The sequence below is a fragment of the Pontibacterium sinense genome, from assembly GCF_015209595.1.
GTDB classification, from domain to species: Bacteria; Pseudomonadota; Gammaproteobacteria; order Pseudomonadales; family Balneatricaceae; genus Pontibacterium; species Pontibacterium sinense.
The window spans coordinates 26734-52600 of the sequence record NZ_JADEYS010000024.1 but is presented as its reverse complement, the minus strand read 5'-3'; the positions used below and the strand labels follow the sequence as shown (position 1 = coordinate 52600).

Below are 25867 nucleotides of genomic sequence, written 5' to 3'. Positions count from 1 at the left end.
ACCCCATGACGCTAACCGATACTTTAAGAATGGCCTCGGCCTACCCTCATCCGGTCAAAGACATACAGGTGATTGAAACTCATATCTCCTGGCTGTTTCTGACGGGCGACTACGCCTATAAGGTCAAAAAGCCGGTTGATTTCGGGTTTCTGGACTTCACATCGCTGGATAAACGCAAGTTCTTCTGCGAAGAAGAACTGCGCCTCAACCAGCGGCTGGCACCGGATATCTACGAATCCGTGGTACCCATTTGTGGCACATTTGAAAATCCGGTGATCGACGGCGAAGGTGAACCGATCGAGTACGCGGTACGCATGCGCCAGTTCAATCCGGAGCAGCGTCTGGATCTGCTGTTGCAGGCAAAACGCTTTGAGGCTGACTGGATCGATATGCTAGCCGAGCAGATCGCCGACTTTCATGATCGTATCCCCCGCGTTGCCCCTGACAGCCCCTGGGGTGAAACCAACACCATCTGGGACGTTGTGTCCGATAACTTTCTCCATATCGGCGATCAGATCAATGATCTGAACGACTGGTCTCAGCTGCAGCATCTGTCCAACCATACTGCCCAGAGTTTTCGCGAACTCACCAACCTGATTCGTGAACGCAAAACGCAGGGGCGGGTCCGTGAATGCCATGGTGATCTTCATCTGGCGAATATCAACCTGTTCAACGATGAACTGCGCCTGTTCGACTGTATCGAATTTAACCTGCAATTCCGCTGGATCGATACCATCTCCGATATTGCGTTCCTGCTGATGGACCTCGAAGCCAACGAACAGTTCCGTTGGGCCAATCGCTGCCTTAACCGTTACCTTGAACTGTGCGGCGATTATCGCGGCGTACAGTTGCTGAATTTTTACAAATCTTACCGCGCGATGGTGCGCGCCAAAGTATCGGTGATCGGAACTGAGCCAGACCTGAATGGCTTGCGTCGATATTTGAGCCTGACCGAACACTACGCCCGCACCCCGCACCCCGTGCTGTATCTGATGCATGGTGTGTCCGGTACCGGCAAAAGCTATTTCAGCCAACAATTACTGGATGAAATAGGCGCGATTCGCGTACGTTCCGATGTCGAACGCAAGCGGCTTTATCGTGAATTATCGCTCAAAGGTGAAAAGCTAGAACTGTACGGTGCAGAGATGAACGCCCGTACCTATAACCATCTGCAAGATATCACCCGAGCCTTGTTAAAAGCCGGCTACTCGGTGATCGTTGATGCAACCAATATCCGCTATCGCACCCGTCGCAGCTACTTCGAGCTAAGCCAGCAACTGCATGTACCTATGCGTATTGTGTCCTGTCAGTGCGAGCAAAAGCTGATCGAAGCGCGCCTCAAACGTCGCGTCAATGAGGGGATCGATGCCTCAGATGCGGATATCGATGTGATGCGACAGCAGTTGCAACACGAACAGACACTGAACGAAGACGAGCAGGATTACACCATTGTGGTCGACACGGATGACGACGACAGCATCAACCATGTACTGGAACGCCTACGCTCCGAAGAGATTATCAGCTAGCGCCTCCAATCGTGGGATGCCTGCATCCAGCGATACCCGCAGTGGCAGATCATATAGATCACTTAACGTTGCATCGTTCCATACCGTCGTCAGATCGCCCTCAGCTTTCAGCTGGCCCTGCTTAAGCAGAATCAGATGATCTGCATATTGTGCGGCTAACAGGGGGTCATGCAACACAGCGATCACGCGCAGTCCTGTTTGCGCCAGCTGTCGCAGATAATCCAACGTCAGATGCTGATGACGCAGATCCATCCCGGTTAGCGGTTCATCCAGTAAGAGCAACTGTGACTCTTCACCCAACTGGGCCAGTACACGCGCCATCTGTACCCGCTGCTTTTCACCACCGGATAACGTCAGATAGTTGCGTAAAGCTAATCCGGCTAACTCCATTTGCTTCAATAACGTCTGCGCCTTATGTGCGGATGCTTCGTCGCTCAGACCTAACGGATAACACCCCATTCGTACCACATCCAACACTGAAAACGGGAAGTTCAGTGGATGTTCCTGTGTCAGCATCGCCAAACGACAGGCACGTGCTGAAAGATCGATGGCGTGAATATCCGTGCCATCCAATCGGACCCTGCCTTGCTCAATTTTATCCTGTCCGGCGATCAGCTTAAGCAGTGTCGACTTACCCGCACCATTGGGTCCCAGAATGACACTGAACCCCGATGCCGCAAACTGCAGCTCAATGTCTTGTAGCAGACAGCGACCAGCGCGGCAAAATTGCTGCACATTAACGTTCAACATCATCACGCTCCCCGCCGCCGGTAGACAATCATCATCAGGAAGAACGGCCCACCCACTAATGCAGTCACCACACCCAATGGCATCTCTGCCGGTGAGATAATCACGCGGGCAACAATATCCGCCAACGTCAGAAACAGTGCACCCAGCAATGCGGCCAGCGGTAATAGATAGCGATTATCCGGACCAATCAACAAACGCACCAGATGGGGCACAACTAACCCCACGAAACCAATCATGCCGCCGACGGCAACAACCGCCCCCACACCCAAGGCACTGAGTAAAATCAGAATACGGTGACAACGCACCACGGAGACGCCAAGCAGCGCAGCCTGACGCTCCCCCAGCAACAATAGATTTAGAATACGCCCCTGACTGAACAAACCCACCAACACCGGAAGAGCAATGAGCATCAACGTCCAGACGGCCTGCCACCCCTGATGCTGTAAACCACCCATCAGCCAGAACACCACCTGCCGTAACGTGAATGCATCGGAGAAATACTTCAACGCACTGATACCGGATGCGGCGATCGCATTGATCGCAATCCCCACCAGCAACATCGTCGTAACCGACACTCCGTCAACACCCCGTCCAATACGAAATACCAATCCCGTTGCCAGCAAACCACCCACAAAAGCACTCAACGGTAACGCAACTGCACCCATCTGAGAGACCACCGCATCGCCGAGTACCAGCATCGCTACAGCGGCAAACCCCGCGCCTGCGGAAACACCAATCAAGCTGGGATCCGCCAGAGGGTTACGAAACATCGCCTGTACCGCCGCACCCGTGACTCCTAATAACGCACCGGCCAACAGGGTCAGACAGAGGCGTGGCAGACGCAGCTCCACAAATACCTGATGCGCCAGACTATCCGGCGTCCAAAGATCGGCGGGCGACATCACCAACTCCCCGGTCTGCAGCGCCAACCAGATCACCAAAGGCGTCGCGGCCAAGAGCACGATCAACAAGGTTCGGGGGTGTAACGCTCCGGCGGGCATCATTGCGACTTATCCAATTGAAATTTAACCGGTATCTTCACATAAGACACCTCAGCCTGACCATCCCGACGGGCCGCAATAAAATGCCATCGGCGTACGGTCTTTAGTGCAGCCTGATCAAGCTGAGAAAAACCGGACGACTCCAGCACCTCAATATCAGACACCTCACCCGCTGTATCTACCTGCACATTGAGCCAAACCGTCCCCTCCTGCCCGCGTCGACGGGCCAATTTCGGATAAGGCACGGCCGTTTGATGACGGTAGCTGGCAGCGACATAACGGGCCTGCTGCTCACGGCTCGCAGACGCATCTGTGTGAGCGGACAAGGCTTTCGCAGGTATCTCGGACTGGTGTCTTTCGGACGGGTGTTCTTTTGCCACCGAAGTTGGGGCAACCGGTTCAACAGTTTGAGGCGATTTAGTCTCTTTAGCCGCGACCAAGGGCTTCTCCGCTGGCTTCAATTCAACGGGTCTAGGTTCAGGGCTTTTTGATGGCTCAGGAACAAAATGGGACGGGATCATCTTTGCTGGCTCTGCCGCAGGTGATTTAACACCTGCCATACCGTCCGCGGGTCTCTGCTGTACCGGTGTTGTTTCTGGCAGAGGTGCGGGTGGATCGAACGATACCGGTGTTGATTGAGCGTGTTGAAGCATCGGTGACGCTTGCAGCGAAGCAGCTGGCGCCTTAGCACCGATAGAGACCTGTAACAGGCGATGCTGCCCCGGCAACTCGACCAGCTTAGGCACGTCATTTCCAGCCACCAGTAGGACCAACAGATGCAGCAATAGCGACAGTCCTAAGGCCAGCAGCAGTAAAGCAGGAGATCGGGAAAATCCGGTCGATCGCAATTGAGGCGTTCTCAGTCTGAAAATGAAGATGCCGGTAGTATAAGCGGTTCAGCAAGTTTGCGGATGATATGCTTTCAGCAACGCATTAATCCATTTCAAGATGCTACCCACCCCATTCCCCAGGTAGCACAACTGCAGTATGGTTAGCGCCATAACAACAGGCTGCTCAATACGATCTACTCTGAGGAAAATAATGACCGTTCTTTGTCACACCGATCAGCTGGAAGCAGGACAAGCTAAAGGATTTGATATCGGTACCACTAAGCTGGTACTGATCAACTATAGGAATGAGTTCTATCTCTACCGCAACAGCTGTCCGCACCGCAGCATTCCACTGGAATGGATGCCCGATCAGTTTCTCGATTTCGAGAAACAATACATCCAGTGCGCAACACACGGTGCACTCTTTCGGATTGAAGATGGTGTTTGTGTCTCTGGCCCATGTGTCGAAGACCATCTCGACCCGGTTGCCTTTGAAATCGTTGAAGGCCAGATAATTGTCAATCTGCCGACATCTGATGCACAGATTCCCGCAGAACAGCTGACCTGAACCCATCAGGTCAGCCGCATAGTCCGTTTCCCCGTTACAAAAAAACCGGCACAGGGTGACTGATGCGGACTTCCGATTCCGTCAGACTCGCACCATAGGCCAGCACTTCCACCCCGGCCTGCGCAGCTTCACGCAATAACTGGCCGTATTTAGGGTCAATCTGATCCGCCGGACGGGCCCGCTTGATCCCTTCATGTGGCACGCAGAACACCATCACGGCACGATGTCCCTGCTCAACCATCGACATCAACTCAACCAGATGTTTGGCACCACGCGTAGTGACAGCATCGGGAAAACTGCCCCAGTTGTCCTCTTCCAGTAGCGTCAGGTTTTTAATCTCAACATACGCCTTAGGCTTATGCTCATCCTCCAGCAGCAGATCGATACGGCTGTTCTCTCCGTATTTCACTTCCTGACGGATGGAACTATAGCCCTGCAGCTCGCTAATCACACCGTTCTCAATCGCTTCACGGATCAGATGATTAGCACGACCGGTGTTAATGCAACACAAATGCTGCTGATCAATCTCCACCAGCTCCCAGCCCAACGGATACTTACGCTTGGGATTTCCAGAGTCCAGTAACCAGACCCGACTTCCCGGTTCGGCACAGTGCTTCATCGATCCGGTATTGGGACAATGTGCCGTCACCTGTGTACCATCCGATAACTCGACATCTGCCAGGAAGCGCTTGTAGCGTTTGATCAAGCGGCCTTCGATCAACGATTCAAGTTTCATACGCCCTGAATCCGCTTATGCAGACGCTCTAATGCCAGCTCAATTCGATCCAGCCCCGTCGTATAAGAGAAGCGGATAAACTCATTGGCACGGTAGGTACCAAAGTCGATTCCCGGTGTTGTCGCCAGCTTATCCTCCTCCAGCAATGACCAGCAATAATCGAAGGTATTGTCGGTCAGATGAGAGGCTCCGGCGTAGACATAAAACGCGCCTTCAGGGGTGACGGGAATATCAAAGCCTAAGTCGCGCAGTCCGCTAACCAGCAGGTCTCGTCGCTCCTGAAATGCCTGTCGACGTTGTTCAAAAATGGCCAGACTTTCAGGTTCAAATGCCGCCAAAGCAGCATGCTGAGCAACCGTCGGAGGAGAGATAAACAGATTCTGTGCCAGTTTTTCCAGTTCCGGCACGGCACTTTCCGGGGCAACCATCCAACCTAAACGCCAGCCGGTCATGCCGAAATATTTGGAGAAGCTGTTGATCACAAAGGCATCGGGATCCACTTCCAGTACCGAGTTGGCCTCAAACCCATAGGTCAGACCGTGGTACAGCTCATCCACAACCAAATTGCCACCCAATGCTTTCACAGTTTCTGCGATATTACGCAGATCATCCTTATGCACCACGGACCCTGTTGGGTTTGCTGGGGATGCCAATAACACTCCCGCAGTTTCTGGCTTCCAGTGTTCACGGATCGCCTCCGGTGTCAGCTGAAAGTTATCCTCGATACTACAAGGCACCAACTGACCACGCGCTTCGATTAAGCGCAGAAACTGACGGTTACAGGGATATCCGGGATCACCCATCATAAACGTACGCCCCGGATCCGCTAACAGCGAAAACACCATCAGCAGCGCACCGGATGCTCCCGGTGTCACAATGATACGCTCAGGCGTGATGTCCAGCCCGTAACGGTTTTGATACCACTGTGAAATTTTAGCGCGTAACTCAGGAATGCCCGCTGCCGGCGTATACTGCGTCAGGCCATTCTCAATGGCCGAAATAGCCGCTGCGGCCACCGGAGCTGCCGTGGCAAAATCCGGCTCACCCGCCACCATATGCACCACATCGTGCCCTTCCGCATCCAGCTCTTTGGCGCGTTTCAGCAGGTCCATCACTTTAAAGGAATCGATATCAGCAGCACGCTGCGTCCATTGCTTATTCATTGTCCGCTCTTCATAAGTTTAAAACCGCTCTATTATACAAAGGAATGAATCAATACACCCGGATCAAGAACATAGCGACGATTTTCAAACAGCTTCAGAATCATTGTTTCAGGTTTACAACATCGCAACTCTGGACTAGACCTAACAATTGTACGGAGCTTCTGAGCCTTTGTTCAGATTCAAGTAGACCCGAAACCAGAAGTACGGCGCAGGCAAAAGCACCCGCCAGATAAACTTTGTAGCCTTGGGGCTAGTCTAATCTGGAAAGTTCTGATAACGTCTGCTGCCTTTCAGGTATAAGCCGCACTGTGCGGCCTATGATCAGGTAAGCTGATATTGCCGGGAGCCGGCAATAAGATTAAGTGGGGCAGAGTTATGCCAAACAGCACTGAAACTCGATTTTCGCACATTGACCCGTATCCATTGGACCGGGATGAAGAGTACATGTGCGACTCACAGAAAGACCATTTCCGCGCGATTTTGGCGGAATGGAAGCGCCAGTTGATGGAAGAGGTCGACAGTACCATTCACCATCTACAGGAAGAACAATCTAATTTTGCAGATCCAAGTGATCGCGCAAGTCAGGAAGAAGAGTTCAGCCTTGAACTCCGTACTCGTGATCGCGAACGCAAGCTGATCCGGAAAATTGACGAAGCAGCAGAACGCATCGAAGCTGACGATTATGGATACTGCGATGCATGCGGTATCGAAATTGGTATCCGCCGACTCGAAGCACGCCCAACTGCGACCCTTTGTATCGACTGTAAAACACTCGCAGAGATCAAAGAGAAACAGGTCGGCGGCTAGTCGATTTGAGATGTCTGACCGGATCACCGGTCGGACGGCTCTTTTGATACTCTGTGAATTACGTTGGACGTTTTGCCCCATCTCCTACCGGCTTGCTGCACTTTGGTTCCTTACTCGCAGCACTCGCCAGCTATCTTGATGCGCGCGCCAATGATGGTGATTGGTTGTTACGTATCGAGGATCTCGACCCTCCACGTGAACACGCCGGTGCCTGCGCCAGTTTTCCCACTACCTTAGAAGCTTTTGGTCTGTATTGGGATGGCGAACTGACATATCAAAGTGAACGCCACGCTTATTATCAGGATGCGCTGCAGCGCTTACTGGAAAACGGTGATGCCTATCGTTGCGGCTGTTCCCGAAAGCAGCTGCTGGAGCGCAGCGGCAGTACTGTTTACGACGGCTATTGCATCGAGAAATCCCCTTCTCCGGATAAAGACACCGCGATACGTGTGCGCTGCCCTGACACGGCTACCCGCTTCCTTGATCTGATCCAGGGTCCGCAAACCTTTGACCTCCCCAATACAGCCGGGGATTTCGTCGTATTCCGCAAAGACGGCCTGTTTGCCTACCAACTGGCGGTTGTCGTAGATGATTATCTGCAGGGGATTACCCATGTGGTAAGGGGCAGTGATCTGCTACCGGAAACCCCAAAACAGATCCATTTGCAGGACCTGCTGGGTATCGATCCTCCGCGGTATGCGCATATCCCTGTCGCGGCAAACAGCGACGGCCAGAAACTCAGTAAACAAACTTACGCTACCGCACTCAACCTGGAACACCCTGTACCTCAACTCATTGAAGCCCTTCATTTTCTGAATCAGTCACCCGACCCGGCCTTAGTTGATGCCTGCGTGGATGAATTGTTGAAATGGGCGGTCACAAACTGGAAGATGGAACAGGTAGCACCCGTTCTGCAACAGATTCGTACGTCGTAAGGGACCATACATGTATTTCCACCGCTTGCTTCTTTTGCTGCTGCCCGCGGCGTATGTTCTGGCACCACTGATTATCAACTGGTGGCAAGAAATGGACGGTCCCTGGTTTCGGCCTTTCCTGGTCTGGATCGGCGTCGTGGTAGCGGCCGTCATTATCGAGCAGAGACGCCAACATGCTTGATCTGTCCCAACTGTTTTTAATCGGTTTTGCGTACCTCGCCTTTCTCTTTGGTACCGCCTACCTGACTGAGCGCAATTTGCTACCGGCGCGTTTGGTCCGCCATCCGCTTACGCATGTACTGTCTATTGGTGTGTATGCCAGCGTCTGGACGTTTCATGGCGCTTTTGGTCTGGCATCCGAATCCGGCTACCTCTATCTGGCCTCTTATCTCGGGGCCGTTGGTGCCTTTATTTTGGCACCGGCCCTGCTGATCCCCATTCTGAGGATCACCCGTACATATCAGCTCAGTTCACTGGCCGACCTATTTGCTTTTCGGTTCCGCAGTGGTGCCGTAGGCACGATCACCACTATTCTGACGGTCATGGCGACAATGCCGATGATCTCGATTCAGATTCAGGCGGTCGCAGACAGTCTCTATATTTTTAATCAGCAGTTTACCGTCAGTCAGTTTGCACTCGGATTTTGTTCTGTTCTGGCGCTGTTTTCGATTCTGTTTGGCGCCCGGCATGCCACCTTACGTAACAAACATCCCGGCCTCGTTGTTGCCATGGCCGTGGAATCCTTAATCAAACTGATCGCCCTGGTCGCGATTGGTTTGTATGCATTTTTTTCCATTCTTGGCGGACCGAGCGGACTGGAAAGCTGGCTTCTAGCCAACCCTGATCAGCTAGCCGTACTGAACACTCAGTTCGATGCTGAGATCTGGCGTACGTTACTGATTGCGTTCTTCAGTGCGGCGGTCGTTATGCCTCATATGTTCCATATGATGTTCACCGAAAACAGCTCAGACGAAACCCTCTACAAAGCCACCTGGGGTATGCCACTGTTTCTGTTTTTGCTGGCACTCGCGGTCCCTCCGATCCTATGGGCAGGTATGAGTCTTGGGGCGGGGGGCAATCCGGAGTTTTTACTACTGTATCTGGGAATGCATCTGGATTCCGAATGGCTGACCGTCTTAGCCTTTATCGGAGGTTTATCTGCCGCCAGCGGGATCTCGATTGTGGCCACCGTTGCTATGGCCTCAATGTTACAAAACCATATTTTGTTACCTATGGTCCCTTTTCCAGATACCCGTCGTTTTTATACCTGGGTGCTCTGGTTACGCCGTAGCCTGATGATTCTGATCTTATTTGGCTGTTACCTGTTTTATCAGAAGATCGGCAATTACTATGACCTTCACCAGTTAGGAATCATCGCGGTTGTAGCATTTCTGCAGTTCCTACCCGCCCTGCTGGTCACCTTGTTCTGGCAGCGCGCTAACCGCTGGGGCGTGATTTGTGGACTGTTGATCGGCATGGGCGTGTGGATGTACACCATGCTGTTCCCGCTATTGGGCCCTATTGATCCGATGGTGGCCGACACCTTCCGCGTCGAAGAATATGACCCGGACACCGCTGCAGTACTGGCGCTGGTGCTGAATGCACTGACATTGACTCTTGTGTCCCTGTTCACTGAACAAAATGCGGAAGAGGAACATGCCGCCAGCGCGTGCCTGCTGAACGTATTGCAACGCCACTCCACCACCAGCCTGACCGCAACCCGGATTGAAGATTTTCAGGAACTGCTCTCCCCACGTGTGGGTCAGGATGCAGCTCGACGTGAAATCCAGAGCGCCCTCGATCAGCTGGCCCTGAAACCCGGCATGTTACGTCCGGTTGATCTTTTACGCTTACGGACCCAGCTTGAGCACAACCTGACGGGACTGCTTGGCCCGGTAGAAGCAGCCACGTTGCTCAGCCCGCTGGACCATAGCAGTCAGACGGCAGGCATCCGCACGCTGGCAAGCGGCCGCAACGTACATCTGATGGAAAGTCAGTTGGAAACCTATCAGGTACAGCTGACCGGTCTGGCGGCCGAGCTGGATGAATTGCGGCGCTATCACCGCCTGATCCTACAACGGCTACCCGTCGGGGTTTGTACCCTGGATAACACCGGTGAGATTCTGTTCTGGAACTCAGAGATGGAACAAGTGACTGGGATTACCGCAGCAGATTGCGCGGGCATTCCTCTGAGCCGATTGCCCACCCCGTGGGGTACTCTGCTGGGGAACTTTGCCCAATCCCCGCTGGCCCATGAAGTCGCCGAGCCCATCCACCTGAACAGCCAATCCCATTGGTTTGCACTCCACAAGGCACTACTGAGTGAAGAGAGCACCAGCGGTATGGTCATCCTGCTGGAGGACGAGTCCGAAACTCGCTTGCTGCAAAATCGACTGGCTCATAGCGAACGTCTCTCCTCTATTGGTCGTTTTGCGGCAGGTGTCGCGCATGAAATTGGCAATCCGGTCACTGGCATCGCTTGTCTGGCGCAAAACCTGAAATTCGAAACTGATAACGAAGAGATTTTGGAAACCGGCGATCAGATCGTCGACCAGACCAAACGGATCAGCCGCATCGTGCAGTCATTGGTACGTTTTGCCCGTGGCGGACAGAGTGATAACGAAATCGCACACGAATCAGTTAACTTACGACACTGTTTTGATGAAGCGATTCATCTTGTCTCACTGGACAGCCGCGGAAAATTCCAGCAATACCTGAACAATGTCGCACCCGGTTTGCACGTATGGGGGGACCCGCAGCAACTGATTCAGGTCTTTGTAAACCTGCTGAATAATGCCTGCGATGCGTCTGAAGATTACAACCATATCTGGATCGACGCCGACAGTAACGGCGAGACGATTTCGATCGCCGTGACCGACGAAGGCACCGGTATTCCGCCGGAATGTCAGGACAAATTGTTCGAACCGTTCTTTACCACGAAGGACCCGGGGAAAGGAACTGGACTTGGCTTACCACTGGTCTACAACATAATAGAGGAACATTATGGTAGTATTGAGATTATTAGCCCTGCCAACAACAAGCAGAATAAAGGCACTCGCGTGGTAATCACATTGCCGTTCCATATTGGAGACGAGCACTCCTCTACTGGTACAGGTATGGGATAAAGGTAGACCAAATGAGCCAAATTCTGATTGTTGAAGACGAAACGATTATCCGCTCTGCCCTGCGCAGACTGCTGGAAAAACACGATTTTAATGTTCAGGACGCCGAGTCCGTCGATGAAGCCACCCAACGCTTCAACCTGAACGATTTTAATCTCATCATCACCGACCTCCGTTTACCGGGTGCGCCGGGCACTGATCTGATCAAGTTGGCCGGCTCTGTGCCGGTGTTAATCATGACCAGTTATGCCAGCCTGCGTTCCGCTGTAGACGCGATGAAGATGGGCGCGGTCGATTATATCGCCAAGCCCTTCGATCATGACGAGATGCTGAACTCCGTACGCAATATTCTGGCTCACCGCCAGGCCCCGGCATCCGTTCAGGAGCTTTCTGAAAACCAGGAAGACAGCGAACAAAAAACCCACATCATCGGCTCCTGCCAACCGATGCAGGATCTGTTCAAGCGCATTCATAAAGTCGCGAAAACCGATGCCACGGTGCTGATCCAGGGTGAATCAGGCACAGGTAAAGAGCTGGCCGCCCGCGCTATCCATGAACAAAGTGACCGTTCTAAGTCTCCGATGATCTGCGTGAACTGCGCGGCCATTCCGGAAACCCTGATCGAATCCGAACTCTTTGGCCATGAGAAGGGGGCATTCACAGGCGCTAATAATCAGCGTAACGGCCTGATTGAAGCTGCTGACGGGGGCAGCCTGTTTCTGGATGAGATCGGCGAACTACCATTGGAAGCTCAGGCACGCTTGCTGCGTTTCCTACAGGAAGGTGAGATCCGACGCGTTGGCTCAGTACAGTCCAAAAAGGTCAATGTCCGTCTGATCGCAGCGACCCACCGCAACCTTAAGTCTCTGGCTAAAAGCGGCGACTTCCGTGAAGATCTCTATTATCGACTTTATGTGATGGAACTGCGGATACCTCCATTGCGTGAACGGGGCGATGACATTATAGAGATCGCAGATCAACTGCTGGCCAGCACCGCAAAACGTATGGGTGAAAGTCCTCTGCACTTCAGCCATCACGCCATCAAAACCATGCGTCGTTACCAATGGCCGGGCAATGTACGTGAGCTGGAAAATGCGATTGAGCGTGCCGTTATCCTGACTGACGATAATGAAATCAGCACAGAGCTGCTGGGTCTGGATATCGAAGGGCCTGATCTGGCGTCGCTGGAACAGAACTATGTCAGCCAAACACCACCGCCCTCACGCAAAGCCGTACACGATAATACCGGCAGTGCAGGCTTGTCGCTGGATGATTATTTTCAACGGTTTGTATTAGAGAATCAGGACTGCATGTCCGAAACTGAGCTGGCAAAGAAACTTGGCGTAAGCCGAAAATGCCTGTGGGAACGTCGCCAGAAACTGGGAATTCCACGTAAACCAAAGAAATAAACAGCCCCACCCTGTGCCGAGAACGCGAACAAGGTAACACTGCACACGTTCGGTAACAGTTGAGGTAACACTTTCCCCCACACAAAGTGTTACCTCTCTACCCACCAAGTGTTACCCCATACGGGGAGCACGGTAACAAACCCCACACTTCGAATGGTTAACCCTTAACCACAAAAATAAAATACATATAAAAAACAACAAGTTAAAAAAACTGGCACAGTGCCTGCTATTACTTAGATGTAAAAACAACAACAATGCTTACTTAGAAACCTGCACCAGCAATAAAAATAAAAACAGGTAGCAAGTGGATAGGTACCCCGCCTCGAATAAAAATAATAATGAGGCTTGTAGCTGATCGTAGACCAGCATCAACGGTCCCGAGAAAGTGCTCTTAGAAACAAAAACAACAAGCTAAGATTAGCGTAGTTGTCTGAGATGCGATCAGCTCCCACTCCTCCTTCTTACTCCTAGTACTATTATCAGTACCACTATCTGTTCACCACACTTGCAGGCAGGGAATAGCTTATACTGCGGTCGCGTAAATGGTATGATGCGCCACTTTGGTTTTATGGGTGAATTTTGGTGTTCTATGGCTAGAAGTCTGCTTAAACGCATAAGCTCGATATTCAGCAAAGGTAGTGCGGTACACGCGGGACAATCCGTTTCCGCTCAAGCCGAAACTGGTCTGCGCATCATTCCCGAATCAGAACATCAGATTCAGCGAAAATACCTCGACGATAACGCGATGAAAGTCGTCTACCGTATTATTGACGGTGGTTACGATGGCTATCTGGTGGGCGGGTGCATTCGCGACCTGCTGCAGGGCGAAAAACCCAAAGACTTTGATGTGGCTACCAGCGCAAGTCCGGAAGAAGCGCACGAACTGTTTCGTCGCTCACGCCTGATTGGCCGCCGCTTTAAACTACTTCACGTACGTTTTGGCCGCGATCTGATTGAGGTCGCTACATTCCGCGCCAGCCACGATTCCCACCCAAAAAACAGCGACGGCGAACACGGCCGCCAGAACGAATCCGGCATGATCACCCGTGACAACGTCTACGGCACGATCGAAGAAGATGCCGCGCGTCGCGATTTCACAGTCAATGCGTTGTATTACTGTGTCAAAGATCACAGCATCCATGACTTCGCCAACGGTTATCAGGACATCCAGGACGGTATTATCCGGATGATCGGAGAACCGGATGCGCGCTACCGTGAAGACCCTGTACGCATGCTACGTGCAGCACGTTTTGCCGGTAAACTGGGCTTTCAGATTGAGCCGGCAACTGCCGCGCCTATCCGCGAACTGGCTCCCCTATTGAAAGACATCGCGGCAGCACGCCTGTTTGATGAATCTCTGAAGCTGTTGCAATCCGGCTATGCAGAAGCGGCTTACGAGCATCTGCAACACTACAGCCTGTTCGAACCTTTGTTCCCACAGACTCAAAAAGCGCTGGATGGCGAGCAAGGCGAATTGGTTGAAACATTGATCATGAACGCCCTGCGCAATACGGACCGCCGCTTGTCGCAGCGTAAAAGCGTCACTCCGGCCTTCCTGTTCGCCGCACTGCTTTGGTATCCGGTACAACAGCGCATGCAGCAGCTGATCAAAGAGCAGCGCATGCCTCCACTGCCGGCCTTACATGAAGCCGCTAACCAGGTGCTTTCACTGCAGGTAAAATCCACGGCCATTCCACGCCGCTTCTCAACCCCGATCCGTGAGATCTGGGAGATGCAGATTCGCCTACCACGCCGCGATGGAAAGCGCGCGCAGCGCCTGATGGAACAGCCTCGCTTCCGTGCCGCATACGATCTGTTGCTGCTGCGTGAAAACAGCGGTGAAGACTTGGGTGGATTGAGCCGGTGGTGGACTGAATACCAGTCTGCCAACGAAGATAAGCGTGGAATAATGAGCCGCGAATCCGGTAATGGCCAGAAACCACGCCGTCGCCGCCGAAAGAAACCAAACAACGCCACTCGTGATGAGTAAGACGATACGCTGCTATATCGGATTGGGAAGCAACCTTGAAAACCCTTTCCAACAAGTCACGGACGCTTTTGAAGAGCTCGCCGCGCTGGAGCACTGTGAACTGATCACACGCTCCAGCATCTACCGTTCTGACCCGGTGGGCCCTCAAGACCAGCCAGACTTTATCAACGCAGTCGCCGCACTGGATACCACACTGGAACCCCACGCACTGCTCGATGAGCTGCAACGTCTTGAGCAACAGCATCGCCGCATCCGCGAGCGTCACTGGGGTCCACGCACCCTTGATCTGGATCTTTTACTGTACGGTGAGCAGGTCATTGATACCGAACGCCTTACCGTACCTCATGCCTTTATGTGCGAACGCACGTTTGTACTTTGGCCCCTGGCCGAAATCGCGCCTGAACTGGTTCTGCCAGATAGACGCAGTTTGAGCCAGCTTTTAGTCGCATACCCTATGGGCAGCCTTGAACGGTTGTAGGTATAATTTCGGCCGAACGAGACAACTGGATAAGAGTTTCTTATGAGCAACATTACCCTGCACACCCTCACAGCCCGTAAACAAGCGGGTGAGAAGTTTGCGGTGCTGACCGCATACGATTCCTGTTTCGCCCATCTGGTGAGTGAAGCCGGCAACGAGATGATCCTCGTTGGCGACTCGTTGGGAATGGTCCTTCAGGGCAATGACAGCACTCTACCTGTCAGTGTTGAAGAGATGGCGTATCACACGGCGTGCGTAGCACGCGGTAATCAAGGCAGCATGATCATGGCCGACCTGCCATTCATGAGTTATGCAACGCCAGCACAGGCGATGGAAAACGCCGCCGCACTCATGGCTGCCGGTGCCCACATTATTAAAATTGAAGGCACGGCATGGCTCGCGGAAACCATATCCCTGCTGGCTGAGCGTGGCATCCCTGCTTGCGCCCACCTGGGGCTTACTCCACAGGCTGTAAACAAGCTGGGGGGTTACAAAGTTCAGGGCCGCGACCGGGAAAGTGCCCGTCAGATGATCGAAGATGCGGTACTACTGGAACAATCCGGTGCCTCAATGCTGCTGCTGGAATGTGTACCATCGCTGCTCGCGCGCGAAGTCACTGAAGCCGTGGATATTCCGGTAATCGGTATTGGCGCAGGCAGTGATACTGACGCTCAGGTATTGGTACTGCATGATATGCTGGGACTGACTCCGGGCCGTCGTCCAAAGTTCGTAAAGAACTTTATGGAAGAAAACGACACTGTACAGGATGCCCTGAAAGCCTACGCTGACGCCGTACGCGATGGCACCTTCCCGGGACCAGAGCACGGATTTGAATAACATGAAAACGATCCACAGCATTCAGGAACTGCGCGCTACGCTGCAAGCCGAACGCGCCAAGGGCAAACGCATCAGCCTGGTACCCACGATGGGCAACCTGCACGAAGGTCATCTGCAGCTTGTACGCCAAGCGGATGGTTGTAGCGATATCGTAGTGGCCAGCATCTTCGTCAACCCGCTGCAGTTTGGCGCCAACGAAGATCTCGACAGCTACCCTCGCACACTGGAGTCCGATCAGGAAAAACTGGCCGGCGCCGGCTGTGATTACCTGTTCGCACCCAGCGATGCAGAGATGTATCCGAACGGACGTGAAGTCCAGACTCAGGTCGAGGTTCCGGGTATCTCTAACATCCATTGCGGGGCCAGCCGACCGGGACACTTTCAGGGTGTTGCGACGGTTGTATGTAAGCTATTTGGCATCGTCCAGCCTGATGTGTCCGTATTTGGTGAAAAGGATTTCCAGCAACTGATGGTTATCCGCCGCATGGTGGAAAGCCTCTACTTGCCCGTGGAAGTTCAGGGCGCACCGATTGCTCGTAACGAACAAGGCCTAGCCTTAAGCTCTCGTAATGGCTACCTGTCAGCAGAGCAGCTGGAGATAGCTCCGACGCTGCAACGTACCTTGCAGGAGACCAAAGCACAGATTCTGGGCGGGCGCAGAGACTACACTCAACTGGAAGCCGAAGCGTACAGCAAGCTGGAAACCGCCGGCTTTAGTCGTGACTTCTACAACATCTGCAATGCAAGCAACCTGTTGCCTGCTGATGAAACCTGCCGCCATCTGGTCATCCTGGCTGCAGCGCCACTGGGTGGTGCCCGCCTGATCGACAATATTGAAATCGAGCTCTGAGCTGGATTCAGTCACGGGTGTATGCCCCTGCGTACACCCGTTCTTCTCCCCCGTCTTTCCCTTTGAGATCGCTCCTCCTGCAGTAGCAGCTGACCTAGCCATAAGTCGCCTGTTCAGCACCCATCACCCCTGTTAAATTTTAGTGATGCCAAGAGATTCGCAGTACTTGGATTCGTACAGATGCCGCACGACACACCGACTGTAAAATGGCGGTCACTTGCCGTACCTATTCGCTCGGCTTGACAAAGCGGGGCCTGCTCGCACAGACTGTGACGCGAGGCATGTTGCACTGCAACTAAAAACTGTACTCAAACAATAAGAAAAAGTAAGAGCTAACGGTGGGATCAGGGAATTAGGATGTACCAACGCCCCTTTGCAATAGAAGGGTCACTTCTCTGCCCTATCATCATTTAATCATTTTCGATTCTATAATGAGGCAAAACTATGCGTGACGTAGTTATCGTTGCTGCCGGCCGTACCGCTATGGGTGCGTTCAACGGCTCTCTGGCCAAAGTTTCCGCATCCGATCTGGGTGCAACTGTACTCAAATCCCTGATTGAAAAAATCGACCTGGACCCAGCTCAGGTCGATGAAGTTATTCTTGGCCAGGTACTGGCTGCTGGCTGCGGCCAGAACCCTGCACGTCAGGCCGTTATCAACGCAGGCTTACCACAGGAAGTACCCGCGCTGACGATCAATAAAGTATGTGGTTCCGGCCTGAAAGCCGTGCAGATGGCTGCACAGGCGATCCGCTGTGGCGACGCTGAAGTCATCATCGCTGGCGGCCAGGAAAACATGAGCCAGTCCCCTCACGTTCTGCCGAATTCTCGTAACGGCGCACGCATGGGCGACTGGAAAATGGTCGACACTATGATTAAAGATGGCCTGTGGGATGCGTTTAACGACTACCACATGGGTATCACCACTGAGAATATCGTTGAAAAATACGGTTTCACCCGCGAAGAGCAAGATTCATTCGCCTCTGCCTCTCAGAACAAAGCGGAAGCTGCGGTAACCGGCGGTCGTTTCGCAGACGAAATCATTCCTGTAGTCATCCCTCAGCGTAAAGGCGATCCCGTTGTTTTCGACACCGACGAACAGCCTCGCTTTGGGTGCACTCCGGAAGCTCTGGGCAAACTGCGCCCGGCCTTCAAAAAAGATGGCTCCGTAACTGCAGGTAACGCCTCTACCATCAACGATGGTGCTGCAGCAGTTATCCTGTGCTCTGCAGAAAAGGCAGCTGAACTGGGTCTGCCGGTTCTGGCGCGCATCAAAGCACACGCATCTACCGGTGTTTGCCCAACTATCATGGGTACCGGTCCAATCACTGCAACTACAAAAGCACTGGAAAAAGCGGGCTGGGGTGTAGACGATCTGGACCTGGTTGAAGCCAACGAAGCTTTTGCTGCACAGGCGATGTCTGTCAACAAAGATCTGGGCTGGAATACCGATATCGTAAACGTAAACGGTGGCGCGATCGCTCTGGGTCACCCGATCGGTGCATCCGGTTGCCGTATTCTGGTTAGCCTGATCCATGAGATGGGCAAACGTGACGCTAAGAAAGGTCTGGCTACCCTGTGTATCGGTGGTGGTATGGGTACAGCGCTGGCGATTGAGCGCGACTAATCCCTGACTTGTTCTGAAAAAACCGCGGCTTCGGCTGCGGTTTTTTTTGGCTTTTAGAAAGCAACTCGGTACAAATACATTAATTTCTTACATGTCGAACACCCATGATGCGCAATTTCGTACAAAAACTAGGGCGCTCATTCGGTTAAAATGAAGCCTAATAACGCTTCTGTCCGGTCAAATACCTGATTCACTGACGAGAAGCCGGTGCCGGGGAGCCAACATGGCTAAAACAACAGAACATGCAGAGTATCGCTATGCCCACGAACTGGGTGGCATAGAGACGCTTGACGCCCGCTACCAACATCAAAATTTCTCCAACCACACCCATGAGGGCTACACCATTGGGGTTGTGGAATCAGGTGCTCAGCGTTTCTATCGGACAGGCGGTGATCATATCGCACCTAAAGAAAGCATCATTCTGGTCAACGCCGACGATGTACATAATGGCAGCTCTGCCGCTGAAGGTGGCTGGGCTTATAAAGCCCTTTACCCTCTGCCCGACCAGTTTGCCCAAATTCGCGATGAGCTGGACCTTAATGCCAAGGGTGCGCCTTACTTCCCGTCACCGGTTGTACAGGATAAACAGCTGTCGGAGATCATCCGACTGACACTGCATACGCTGATGACGTCAGATAACCGTTTGCTGCGGGAAAGCCTGCTGTACACCAGCATGGTGCAACTGATGCTGCGCCATAGCCAGCAACGTAGTGAACTGAAAGAACAAAGCAAAGCGTATCCACAACTGGATCTGGTCAAAAGTTTTCTCGATGATCAGCCCACCAGCGATGTATCACTGGAAGACCTGGCCAATCTCTGCGGCCTCAGCCCGTTTTATCTATTGCGCCAGTTTCAGAGTCGTTATGGCCTCCCCCCGCATGCCTATCAGATACAAACACGACTCAGACTGGTCAAAAAACTGATCCGTCAGGGCTTAAAACTGAGCGATGTCGCGCTGGATGCCGGTTTTCACGATCAGAGCCATATGCACCGCCACTTCAAGAAAGCCTTTGGCATCACCCCTGGCCAATACGCCGACGGCGTAAACCGCAAGAGCGTGCAAGCCGTTCGCTAAATGACAGCGCTAACATAGCTTCTCAATGAGTTCGGAGGAGTTGCCATGAGCAGTCAGGTATTAACCCAACAGGATTATCGCTTCAGTGCCTTTATGCTGGGACTGCGTGCTGCCCTGCCGCTGACACTGGCGATTATTCCATGGGGATTACTGGCGGGCTCCTTTGCTCTTGAATCCGGCCTTACCGGATTGGAAGGCCAGGCGATGTCGATCTTTGTGTTCGCCGGTGCCGTGCAACTGGTCGTGCTCGGCATGATCGGAAGTAAAGCTGGCCTCGGGGCTATCCTGATCATCACGCTCCTGATCACCTCCCGACACTTTCTCTATGGCATGAGCATGCGCGGGCACATGCAACAACTGCCGTTGCGCTGGCGCCTAATCTTGGGATTTTTGCTAACCGATGAACTGTTTGCACTGACCGGCACAAAACCACCTGAGCAGTTCAATCGCTGGCATGCACTGGGCGGGGGGCTGAGCCTTTACCTGGGATGGAACATGGCCACTGCCGCTGGCATTATTGCCGGTCAGCAGATCCCAAATATGGATGCGCTCGGTCTGGAGTTTGCCGTAGCCGCAACGTTTATCGCGCTGGTCGTACCGGGCATTCAAAAGATCTCAACCCTTTGCGCGGTCATCACAGCGTTGCTGACCTCTGTGACCTGTGAGCTTTATCAGATTGAAGCTGGCCTGCTGATCGCTTCTGTGCTCGGTATGCTGGCCGGTGTATTGAGCGCCCGGCTCTTTTCAGAACCTGCTGCACCTCACAATGAAGGACAGAGCACATGATCTGGCTGACCATTATTCTGATGACTCTTGTGGTCTTTATCAGCCGCTATCTGTTTCTTGAACCACGCCTACCCCTGCGGTTAGGCCCCCGTACAACGCAGTTCCTAAGCTACGCAGCACCAGCCATTCTGACGGCTATTGCGGCCCCCATTGTATTTTTGCCGGAGGGAGAGCTCGCGCTGCAGGTCTCTAACCCCTATCTGATCAGTGCGATCTTAGCGATTGGACTGGCTTACCTAACCCGACATGTGCTGTTCACGACTGTGGTCAGCATGGGTGTGTTTTTTGTCTTACATTCCTGGGGTGCTCACACTGTGGGTCCCCAGCTTTTTTAAGACCCCCACCGCTCAAAAAGAAAGGACTATCTGCACTCACCAACCAGCGTCATACGTGCTGGTTGGCGTTGTACATCAAGTACCCGATAGCCCGAAACACAAAGATTTCTGCTATGAAGTACGTCATCTAATGCAGATAGCAGCTGCTGACTCATCTCCCCACGCTGCTCTTCAATGAGATCGTCATCTCTTCGCTCTGCTTTTCTAGCATGACCGCCTCGGCGCCCACGTTCTCCCTTCTGACCATCCGAAGGCGCTGCTTCCGAACGCTCACGCTGTTCCGGCAGATCCCATTCCTGAGTAAAAGAAAACCGCTGTGGATTATCAGAATCAAGGCGAAAGAAGTTCGGACCGGGCTGCGGCTCAGAACGCGACGCACACCCATTGAGTACGGTGACAGATAAAGATACTGCGATCAGATATAGCGCCAAGCGCATAGTGAATCTCCGGGGAGTCGGATATAAAACGGACAATGATTCCATTCTATCGCCTCCCATCAGGAAACCACGCGTTAAAGGTGTAAAGATAGGTAAACCTGTACCTGGGTACTTATAGGTATCGGGCGATCTCAATCAGGTTCTGATCAGGATCGCGAATATAGAGCGAGTGGATTGGACCAACCGCACCCGTGCGTTGAACAGGGCCTTCGACAATGTCGATGTCACAGCTGCGTAGATGTAACGCGGCCTGCTCCAGGGTATCGTCAATAATAAAACACAGATCAGCGCTACCGGCTGCCACAGAGCCCGCTTTAGGTTCAAACTCACGACCAAGCTGATGCAAGTTGATCTTCTGCTGTCCAAAAGACAAGGCAACCCGACCACCCGCAAATTCAACCCGCTGCATACCCAGCGCCGCTTCATAAAACGCAGCAGTCGCTTCGATATCACGTACCGTCAGAACCAGATGATCCAGATGGCTAACCTGCATGAACCCTTTCCTGCTATGAAATGAGTACTCACGACCCGTGTAGGTCTACATGTGATCAGGCTTCGGCAATTGCACCTTTACCGACACCCTCAAACGCCTTCACCATCACGGCTGCATCCGGCAGGTCGCGTTTAATCTGATCCGCAAGATGGCGGGCGATTAACTCAACCGTCGTTTCAGTATCGATCAGGTAACATACATCAGCGGGCAACTTAAGCTCAAACGCACCTTGAGGTGCCGCGTAGGCATAATGATGCATACCGTCAGCATCACTGATCAGATGGTCACGCGTACCAATATAGATATCCTCAAAGCGCTTCGCCCACAGTGCTTCCAACTGCTCATCACGCTGATCATCTATATAGATCTCCAGCGCTGAACGGTGACCGTGTGCAATACGCTGACAGTTGCCATCGTGTTGCTGCAAACCATGACTGTAGTGATAACTGGCGCCATCGATGCGCTCTGGTACAAAGCTGATCGATAACCCTTTTACCTCATCCGGAAACAACTCCAGCAACTTGGCATTACACCAGTCGGCCAACGTATGTGGCGTCACTTCCGGGATGCCGACCAGTGCAATCGCTTGTTTCGGCGAGCGGCAGTTTAGCGCCCGACCATCAGCATACAGCCAGTTCACCATCGTATGGGTGTCATCCTGAGAATGACTCAGGCGCGGCATGCCTGTCGGCACAACAAGCGCATGGTCGATATAGGTATCAAACCACTGCTTCACCGCCTTTTTAACGATACCAAAATCACAGATCATACCCTGATCATTGAGGCTTCCATCCAGCACCAACTGGACCAGCCAGGACTCTCCCAGCAATCCCCGGTGAGGGTGCAGGTAGGAAAAATCGACATTGGTCAGGTTATCAACAAAGAGTTTCACACTATTTCCACGGCTAAATTTGCAGGAGGCTATAGTAGCCTAATCAAGTGTTAGTTTCATTCAGGTATAATGTAGGGCTTTTACCCGTCCTGATGACCTTTGGATCACTATGCGCCTTGATAAATTCCTTGCTCAGAGTTCCGGCTTTTCCCGTAAAGACGTTCGCAAAATGATGCGGGCCGGCGAGATCACCCTCAACGGGGAAGAAGCTCGCGATCCGTCCATCCATATCAGCGACGATGACATCATCTGTTTGGACGGTATGCCGCTACAGGCACCCGGTGAACGCTACCTGATGGTGTTCAAACCAGAAGGCTGCGTGTGCTCTAACGATGATAGCACGCATCCAACAGTACTTAGTCTGCTGGACGAGCCCCGTGCGGATGAGATGATTATCTGCGGGCGCCTGGATGTCGATACGACCGGACTGGTTTTAGTGACGACCGACGGCCAGTGGGCACACCGGATCACCTCGCCCAAGCATAAAACCGGCAAAGTCTATCTGGTCGAAACGGCGGATCCGATTCCGCAAGATGCCGTGGAGAAATTCGAAACCGGACTGATGCTGCATAACGAACCCTTTCGCACTAAACCGGCAACACTGGAAATTCTCAGCGACTATGAAGCGCGCGTTGTGCTCACCGAAGGACGCTATCATCAGGTGAAACGAATGTTTGCGGCCATCGGCAACAAAGTAGAAAGCCTGCACAGGGAACAGATTGGAGAAATCTTGCTGGATGACTTTTTGGAGCTGGGCGAGTACCGCGACTTAACCGAAGAGGAGGTCAACAGCGTCTATGGCTAATATGGCTTTTGATCTGCTGATCCCGCACTTGCAGCGGGCCTCTGGCAAAACAGTATGGATTGCTGACGAAAACCTACTGAATACGCGCCTGTCAGCCAACCCCGCGGTCACAGTGATCGTTAATCGCTTTGACCTGTTCAAGGTGCTGAAACAGCAGGACTGGAACGCCCATTTCAGCGACTTCGATTTCAGTGAAATTGCCGACAGCAGCATCGATACACTGATCTACCGTGTATCTAAAGAAAAGCCCGTCGTCCATCACGTGATCAACCAGGCCAGACGCGTGCTCAAGCCCGGCGGCCAGCTGCTCATTGCCGGGGACAAAGGCGAGGGCATTAAAACTTACATTGATAAAGCCAAAAAACTCTTCGCGGGTGCCTGTCAGGCGCAAAAAGCCAGCAAAGACACTTGGTTGGCAGAGCTGACCTGCCCTGACGGAGCCAGCAGTACGCCTCTGGACGACAAAAATTACACCAGCCTGCGTCCGGAAGCGCAGGATGAACACTTCGAATACTGGAGTAAACCCGGCGTCTACGGCTGGAACAAAATCGATAAAGGCAGCGCCTATCTGATGGAGCACCTGGATGCGTTTTTGATGACCATGCCAGAACCCCCACAACAGGTACTTGATCTGGGCTGCGGTTATGGCTATCTGTCACTCAATGCCAGTCATCTGGACATCCCCATCACGGCTACGGACAATAACGCGGCAGCCATTGCAGCATGTGAGCGCAACTTTGATCGCTATCCAATCGACGGAAAAGTGGTGATTGCCGATTGTGCCGAAGGGATTTCGGGAAAGTTTGATCTGATTCTATGCAACCCGCCCTTCCATGCAGGGTTCGACGTAGAAGGCGACCTCACTGATCGATTTTTACAAGCCGCTCATGATCGCTTGAGTTACGCCGGCGTGGCCTGCTTTGTCACCAATTTACATATTCCTCTGGAGCGCAAAGCCCGCCAGTTATTCCATCAGGTGGAGGTAATTGCATCCAACAGCAATTTCAAACTGACCCGCCTGACCCATCGGATGTAACACCACCTCGGCATACTGGCTATTCCTGCAAGGGTAGCCAGACTGATTTTGCGGCACTCCATACACTGAACAGTAATAAAACAGCAGTCGACAGAACGCTCGTTTTAATTTACTGTATGATTTTTGTGCAAACGCACAACAACACATTCAGACATGGATCTAAGTGGAATGTTACAATGAGACAACTTCAGTGCCCCAGTAGCGACTGTGCCTCCTACGCTCTACTCAGAGTAAAACGTTCGCTCCTCACCAAAGTACGTTTTCCCAATAGCCGCCAGTATCGCTGCGGCGAATGTGCCAGCGTGCTGGTTGTCGATCAGCAGGGAAACACACTACATACTAAAATTACTTGCCCAAACTGACGAACACCCCCTACCAACCTCACCGATTTTTCGATTAAAAGGTGTCCAGCAGACGGCAATACAGTTACCCTTACGCCTTCGCTGAAGAGCTTCGTGCTCTATGCTGTAAGTGTTAACCAGATCAACCGCAGAGTCGTAAGTAAGATGCCTGAACTGCCATTCGAGTATATTCGTCAGTCCCTATATTTTTTCCGCAGCCATCTCCCGATGATCCTGCGAATTCAGCTACCTTTTTTATTGCTGGTTAACTTTCTGGCCCTGTTTGTCGATGGCCCGATCGCGGACAAAGAAGCGGGCGTGAATCAAGCTGTGGCGGCACTGACCTTGCTAAACATGACGTTACTGCCAGTCTATACCGCCGCGACAATTATGTATTTCAGTTCGGTGGTAAATGACCGTCCCATCACTGCGGGGCAGGCCATTATGCTGGGGGTATCCAGATGGTGGGCACTGTTACTGGTATTTATCCTTTCCGGCTTCGCCATCTTCAGCGGCTTGCTGTTCCTGATTGTCCCCGGACTGTTCATCATGATGCGTCTGGCATTTGCGGACTATATCTGCGTAACGGAGCAAAAAGGCCCAGTTCAGGCGCTAAAAGAAAGCTGGGAACGTACACAGGACTATTTCTGGATATTGCTCAACGGACTGGCAATTCTGTTTGTTGTGATCAGCGGTACGGAAATGGCACTGGAGATGGTACTGAGAAATGCTGACTCGCTGGATGCTCCAATCCGGGCACTGATCAACATTGTATTCAGCGTTTTGAATACTGTGATCACCGTTTATGCGTTCCGCATTTACTGTATACAGAAGGATAAGCTGAAACCCGCTCAGCCACCCCAGGCACCGGATGATTCACAACAGCCCCCAGTATAATGAACGGAGCCTCGCACATGCGGGGCTTTTTTATACCCGCACACATTCCCAGCTTTGTATCGACTCCCAGTGCAAAAACCAGATACCCATCCTGTTTCACAGGCAATAAAAAGCCCCGCAGAGGCGAGGCTTTTTAGCGTTT

The 25867-nt window shown here is 52.6% G+C and carries 25 protein-coding genes; 17 read left to right on the top strand and 8 right to left on the bottom strand.

What is annotated here, in order from left to right:
- Positions 1-5: 5 nt before the first annotated feature.
- On the top strand, positions 6-1526 hold the full coding sequence (locus tag IOQ59_RS18610; RefSeq protein ID WP_193954973.1) for a bifunctional aminoglycoside phosphotransferase/ATP-binding protein: 1521 nt from the start codon (positions 6-8) through the stop codon (positions 1524-1526).
- On the opposite strand, the gene IOQ59_RS18605 is transcribed toward IOQ59_RS18610, so the two are convergent.
- From IOQ59_RS18605 to IOQ59_RS18595, 3 genes are read right to left on the bottom strand one after another with little or no spacing between them, the layout of a single operon-like run.
- The gene (locus IOQ59_RS18605) at positions 1500-2279 is read right to left on the bottom strand and encodes an ATP-binding cassette domain-containing protein (RefSeq protein WP_228051009.1); all 780 of its coding nucleotides are present in this window, start codon (positions 2277-2279) and stop codon (positions 1500-1502) included. The genes IOQ59_RS18610 and IOQ59_RS18605 overlap by 27 nt on opposite strands.
- Positions 2279-3280: a FecCD family ABC transporter permease gene (locus IOQ59_RS18600; RefSeq protein ID WP_193954971.1), complete on the bottom strand. Its 1002-nt coding sequence runs from the start codon at positions 3278-3280 to the stop codon at positions 2279-2281. The genes IOQ59_RS18605 and IOQ59_RS18600 overlap by 1 nt, the downstream gene beginning before the upstream one ends.
- Positions 3277-4062, bottom strand: a complete 786-nt coding sequence (locus IOQ59_RS18595) for an energy transducer TonB (RefSeq protein ID WP_228051008.1) — start codon at positions 4060-4062, stop codon at positions 3277-3279. Before IOQ59_RS18595 ends, IOQ59_RS18600 begins: the two co-directional genes overlap by 4 nt.
- A gap of 256 nt (positions 4063-4318) precedes the next feature.
- Here IOQ59_RS18595 and IOQ59_RS18590 point away from each other — a divergent pair, with 256 nt between their 5' ends.
- On the top strand, positions 4319-4675 hold the full coding sequence (locus tag IOQ59_RS18590) for a Rieske (2Fe-2S) protein (RefSeq protein WP_193954969.1): 357 nt from the start codon (positions 4319-4321) through the stop codon (positions 4673-4675).
- 34 nt (positions 4676-4709) lie between these two features.
- Here IOQ59_RS18590 and sfsA read toward each other — a convergent pair whose 3' ends face one another.
- Positions 4710-5411, bottom strand: a complete 702-nt coding sequence (gene sfsA / locus IOQ59_RS18585) for a DNA/RNA nuclease SfsA (protein ID WP_193954968.1) — start codon at positions 5409-5411, stop codon at positions 4710-4712.
- Entirely contained in the window at positions 5408-6574 is a 1167-nt protein-coding gene (locus IOQ59_RS18580; protein ID WP_193954967.1) for a pyridoxal phosphate-dependent aminotransferase, read from the bottom strand. The genes sfsA and IOQ59_RS18580 overlap by 4 nt, the downstream gene beginning before the upstream one ends.
- A 375-nt stretch (positions 6575-6949) precedes the next feature.
- Between IOQ59_RS18580 and dksA the strand changes: the two genes are divergently transcribed.
- From dksA to IOQ59_RS18520, 12 genes are all read left to right on the top strand, one after another.
- Entirely contained in the window at positions 6950-7381 is a 432-nt protein-coding gene (gene dksA, locus IOQ59_RS18575; protein ID WP_193954966.1) for an RNA polymerase-binding protein DksA, read from the top strand.
- A gap of 53 nt (positions 7382-7434) precedes the next feature.
- Positions 7435-8316 (top strand): tRNA glutamyl-Q(34) synthetase GluQRS, encoded by an 882-nt coding sequence (gluQRS, locus tag IOQ59_RS18570; protein WP_193954965.1) that lies wholly within the window; start codon positions 7435-7437, stop codon positions 8314-8316.
- A 173-nt stretch (positions 8317-8489) separates the two neighbouring features.
- The gene (locus IOQ59_RS18565; RefSeq protein WP_193954964.1) at positions 8490-11441 is read left to right on the top strand and encodes a sensor histidine kinase; all 2952 of its coding nucleotides are present in this window, start codon (positions 8490-8492) and stop codon (positions 11439-11441) included.
- 11 nt (positions 11442-11452) lie between these two features.
- Positions 11453-12847 (top strand): sigma-54-dependent transcriptional regulator, encoded by a 1395-nt coding sequence (locus IOQ59_RS18560; protein WP_193954963.1) that lies wholly within the window; start codon positions 11453-11455, stop codon positions 12845-12847.
- A 589-nt stretch (positions 12848-13436) separates the two neighbouring features.
- Positions 13437-14837 (top strand): polynucleotide adenylyltransferase PcnB, encoded by a 1401-nt coding sequence (pcnB, locus tag IOQ59_RS18555; protein WP_193954962.1) that lies wholly within the window; start codon positions 13437-13439, stop codon positions 14835-14837.
- Positions 14830-15315, top strand: coding sequence for a 2-amino-4-hydroxy-6-hydroxymethyldihydropteridine diphosphokinase (gene folK, locus IOQ59_RS18550; protein WP_193954961.1), 486 nt, complete (start codon positions 14830-14832; stop codon positions 15313-15315). Before pcnB ends, folK begins: the two co-directional genes overlap by 8 nt.
- Before the next feature lie 42 nt (positions 15316-15357).
- On the top strand, positions 15358-16152 hold the full coding sequence (gene panB, locus IOQ59_RS18545; RefSeq protein ID WP_193954960.1) for a 3-methyl-2-oxobutanoate hydroxymethyltransferase: 795 nt from the start codon (positions 15358-15360) through the stop codon (positions 16150-16152).
- A gap of 1 nt (position 16153) precedes the next feature.
- Positions 16154-17002 carry a pantoate--beta-alanine ligase gene (panC, locus tag IOQ59_RS18540; protein WP_193954959.1) on the top strand — a complete coding sequence of 283 codons (849 nt, stop codon included), beginning with the start codon at positions 16154-16156 and terminating at the stop codon, positions 17000-17002.
- Positions 17003-17446: 444 nt separating this feature from the next.
- Entirely contained in the window at positions 17447-18628 is a 1182-nt protein-coding gene (locus tag IOQ59_RS18535) for an acetyl-CoA C-acetyltransferase (RefSeq protein WP_193954958.1), read from the top strand.
- Between the two features lie 223 nt (positions 18629-18851).
- Positions 18852-19703, top strand: a complete 852-nt coding sequence (locus IOQ59_RS18530) for an AraC family transcriptional regulator (RefSeq protein WP_193954957.1) — start codon at positions 18852-18854, stop codon at positions 19701-19703.
- A gap of 45 nt (positions 19704-19748) precedes the next feature.
- Complete coding sequence (locus tag IOQ59_RS18525) at positions 19749-20489, top strand: AzlC family ABC transporter permease (RefSeq protein ID WP_193954956.1); 741 nt, start codon at positions 19749-19751, stop codon at positions 20487-20489.
- On the top strand, positions 20486-20824 hold the full coding sequence (locus IOQ59_RS18520; protein ID WP_193954955.1) for an AzlD domain-containing protein: 339 nt from the start codon (positions 20486-20488) through the stop codon (positions 20822-20824). The genes IOQ59_RS18525 and IOQ59_RS18520 overlap by 4 nt, the downstream gene beginning before the upstream one ends.
- A 26-nt stretch (positions 20825-20850) precedes the next feature.
- On the opposite strand, the gene IOQ59_RS18515 is transcribed toward IOQ59_RS18520, so the two are convergent.
- The 3 genes from IOQ59_RS18515 to IOQ59_RS18505 form a co-directional block, all read right to left on the bottom strand.
- Complete coding sequence (locus tag IOQ59_RS18515; RefSeq protein ID WP_193954954.1) at positions 20851-21261, bottom strand: hypothetical protein; 411 nt, start codon at positions 21259-21261, stop codon at positions 20851-20853.
- 112 nt (positions 21262-21373) lie between these two features.
- Entirely contained in the window at positions 21374-21754 is a 381-nt protein-coding gene (locus IOQ59_RS18510; RefSeq protein ID WP_193954953.1) for a VOC family protein, read from the bottom strand.
- 55 nt (positions 21755-21809) lie between these two features.
- A complete protein-coding gene (locus tag IOQ59_RS18505; protein ID WP_193954952.1) occupies positions 21810-22646 on the bottom strand; it encodes a 6-carboxytetrahydropterin synthase in 837 nt (278 codons plus the stop codon).
- Between the two features lie 109 nt (positions 22647-22755).
- Between IOQ59_RS18505 and rsuA the strand changes: the two genes are divergently transcribed.
- The 3 genes from rsuA (at position 22756) to IOQ59_RS18490 (ending at position 25725) form a co-directional block, all read left to right on the top strand.
- Entirely contained in the window at positions 22756-23451 is a 696-nt protein-coding gene (gene rsuA / locus IOQ59_RS18500) for a 16S rRNA pseudouridine(516) synthase RsuA (RefSeq protein WP_193954951.1), read from the top strand.
- Positions 23444-24487 (top strand): class I SAM-dependent methyltransferase, encoded by a 1044-nt coding sequence (locus IOQ59_RS18495; RefSeq protein WP_193954950.1) that lies wholly within the window; start codon positions 23444-23446, stop codon positions 24485-24487. The genes rsuA and IOQ59_RS18495 overlap by 8 nt, the downstream gene beginning before the upstream one ends.
- Before the next feature lie 569 nt (positions 24488-25056).
- Positions 25057-25725 carry a YciC family protein gene (locus tag IOQ59_RS18490; RefSeq protein ID WP_228051007.1) on the top strand — a complete coding sequence of 223 codons (669 nt, stop codon included), beginning with the start codon at positions 25057-25059 and terminating at the stop codon, positions 25723-25725.
- The last annotated feature ends 142 nt before the right edge of the window (positions 25726-25867 follow it).

Coding starts and splice junctions, on each gene's coding strand:
- IOQ59_RS18525 (WP_193954956.1), top strand. CDS start 19,749: ATGAGCAGTCAGGTATTAACCCAACAGGATTATCGCTTCAGTGCCTTT.
- sfsA (WP_193954968.1), bottom strand. CDS start 5,411: ATGAAACTTGAATCGTTGATCGAAGGCCGCTTGATCAAACGCTACAAG.
- pcnB (WP_193954962.1), top strand. CDS start 13,437: ATGGCTAGAAGTCTGCTTAAACGCATAAGCTCGATATTCAGCAAAGGT.
- rsuA (WP_193954951.1), top strand. CDS start 22,756: ATGCGCCTTGATAAATTCCTTGCTCAGAGTTCCGGCTTTTCCCGTAAA.
- IOQ59_RS18590 (WP_193954969.1), top strand. CDS start 4,319: ATGACCGTTCTTTGTCACACCGATCAGCTGGAAGCAGGACAAGCTAAA.
- IOQ59_RS18565 (WP_193954964.1), top strand. CDS start 8,490: ATGCTTGATCTGTCCCAACTGTTTTTAATCGGTTTTGCGTACCTCGCC.
- IOQ59_RS18600 (WP_193954971.1), bottom strand. CDS start 3,280: ATGATGCCCGCCGGAGCGTTACACCCCCGAACCTTGTTGATCGTGCTC.
- IOQ59_RS18490 (WP_228051007.1), top strand. CDS start 25,057: ATGATCCTGCGAATTCAGCTACCTTTTTTATTGCTGGTTAACTTTCTG.
- IOQ59_RS18560 (WP_193954963.1), top strand. CDS start 11,453: ATGAGCCAAATTCTGATTGTTGAAGACGAAACGATTATCCGCTCTGCC.
- folK (WP_193954961.1), top strand. CDS start 14,830: ATGAGTAAGACGATACGCTGCTATATCGGATTGGGAAGCAACCTTGAA.
- IOQ59_RS18580 (WP_193954967.1), bottom strand. CDS start 6,574: ATGAATAAGCAATGGACGCAGCGTGCTGCTGATATCGATTCCTTTAAA.
- IOQ59_RS18605 (WP_228051009.1), bottom strand. CDS start 2,279: ATGATGTTGAACGTTAATGTGCAGCAATTTTGCCGCGCTGGTCGCTGT.
- IOQ59_RS18495 (WP_193954950.1), top strand. CDS start 23,444: ATGGCTAATATGGCTTTTGATCTGCTGATCCCGCACTTGCAGCGGGCC.
- IOQ59_RS18535 (WP_193954958.1), top strand. CDS start 17,447: ATGCGTGACGTAGTTATCGTTGCTGCCGGCCGTACCGCTATGGGTGCG.
- IOQ59_RS18515 (WP_193954954.1), bottom strand. CDS start 21,261: ATGCGCTTGGCGCTATATCTGATCGCAGTATCTTTATCTGTCACCGTA.
- panC (WP_193954959.1), top strand. CDS start 16,154: ATGAAAACGATCCACAGCATTCAGGAACTGCGCGCTACGCTGCAAGCC.
- dksA (WP_193954966.1), top strand. CDS start 6,950: ATGCCAAACAGCACTGAAACTCGATTTTCGCACATTGACCCGTATCCA.
- IOQ59_RS18530 (WP_193954957.1), top strand. CDS start 18,852: ATGGCTAAAACAACAGAACATGCAGAGTATCGCTATGCCCACGAACTG.
- IOQ59_RS18610 (WP_193954973.1), top strand. CDS start 6: ATGACGCTAACCGATACTTTAAGAATGGCCTCGGCCTACCCTCATCCG.
- panB (WP_193954960.1), top strand. CDS start 15,358: ATGAGCAACATTACCCTGCACACCCTCACAGCCCGTAAACAAGCGGGT.
- IOQ59_RS18520 (WP_193954955.1), top strand. CDS start 20,486: ATGATCTGGCTGACCATTATTCTGATGACTCTTGTGGTCTTTATCAGC.
- IOQ59_RS18510 (WP_193954953.1), bottom strand. CDS start 21,754: ATGCAGGTTAGCCATCTGGATCATCTGGTTCTGACGGTACGTGATATC.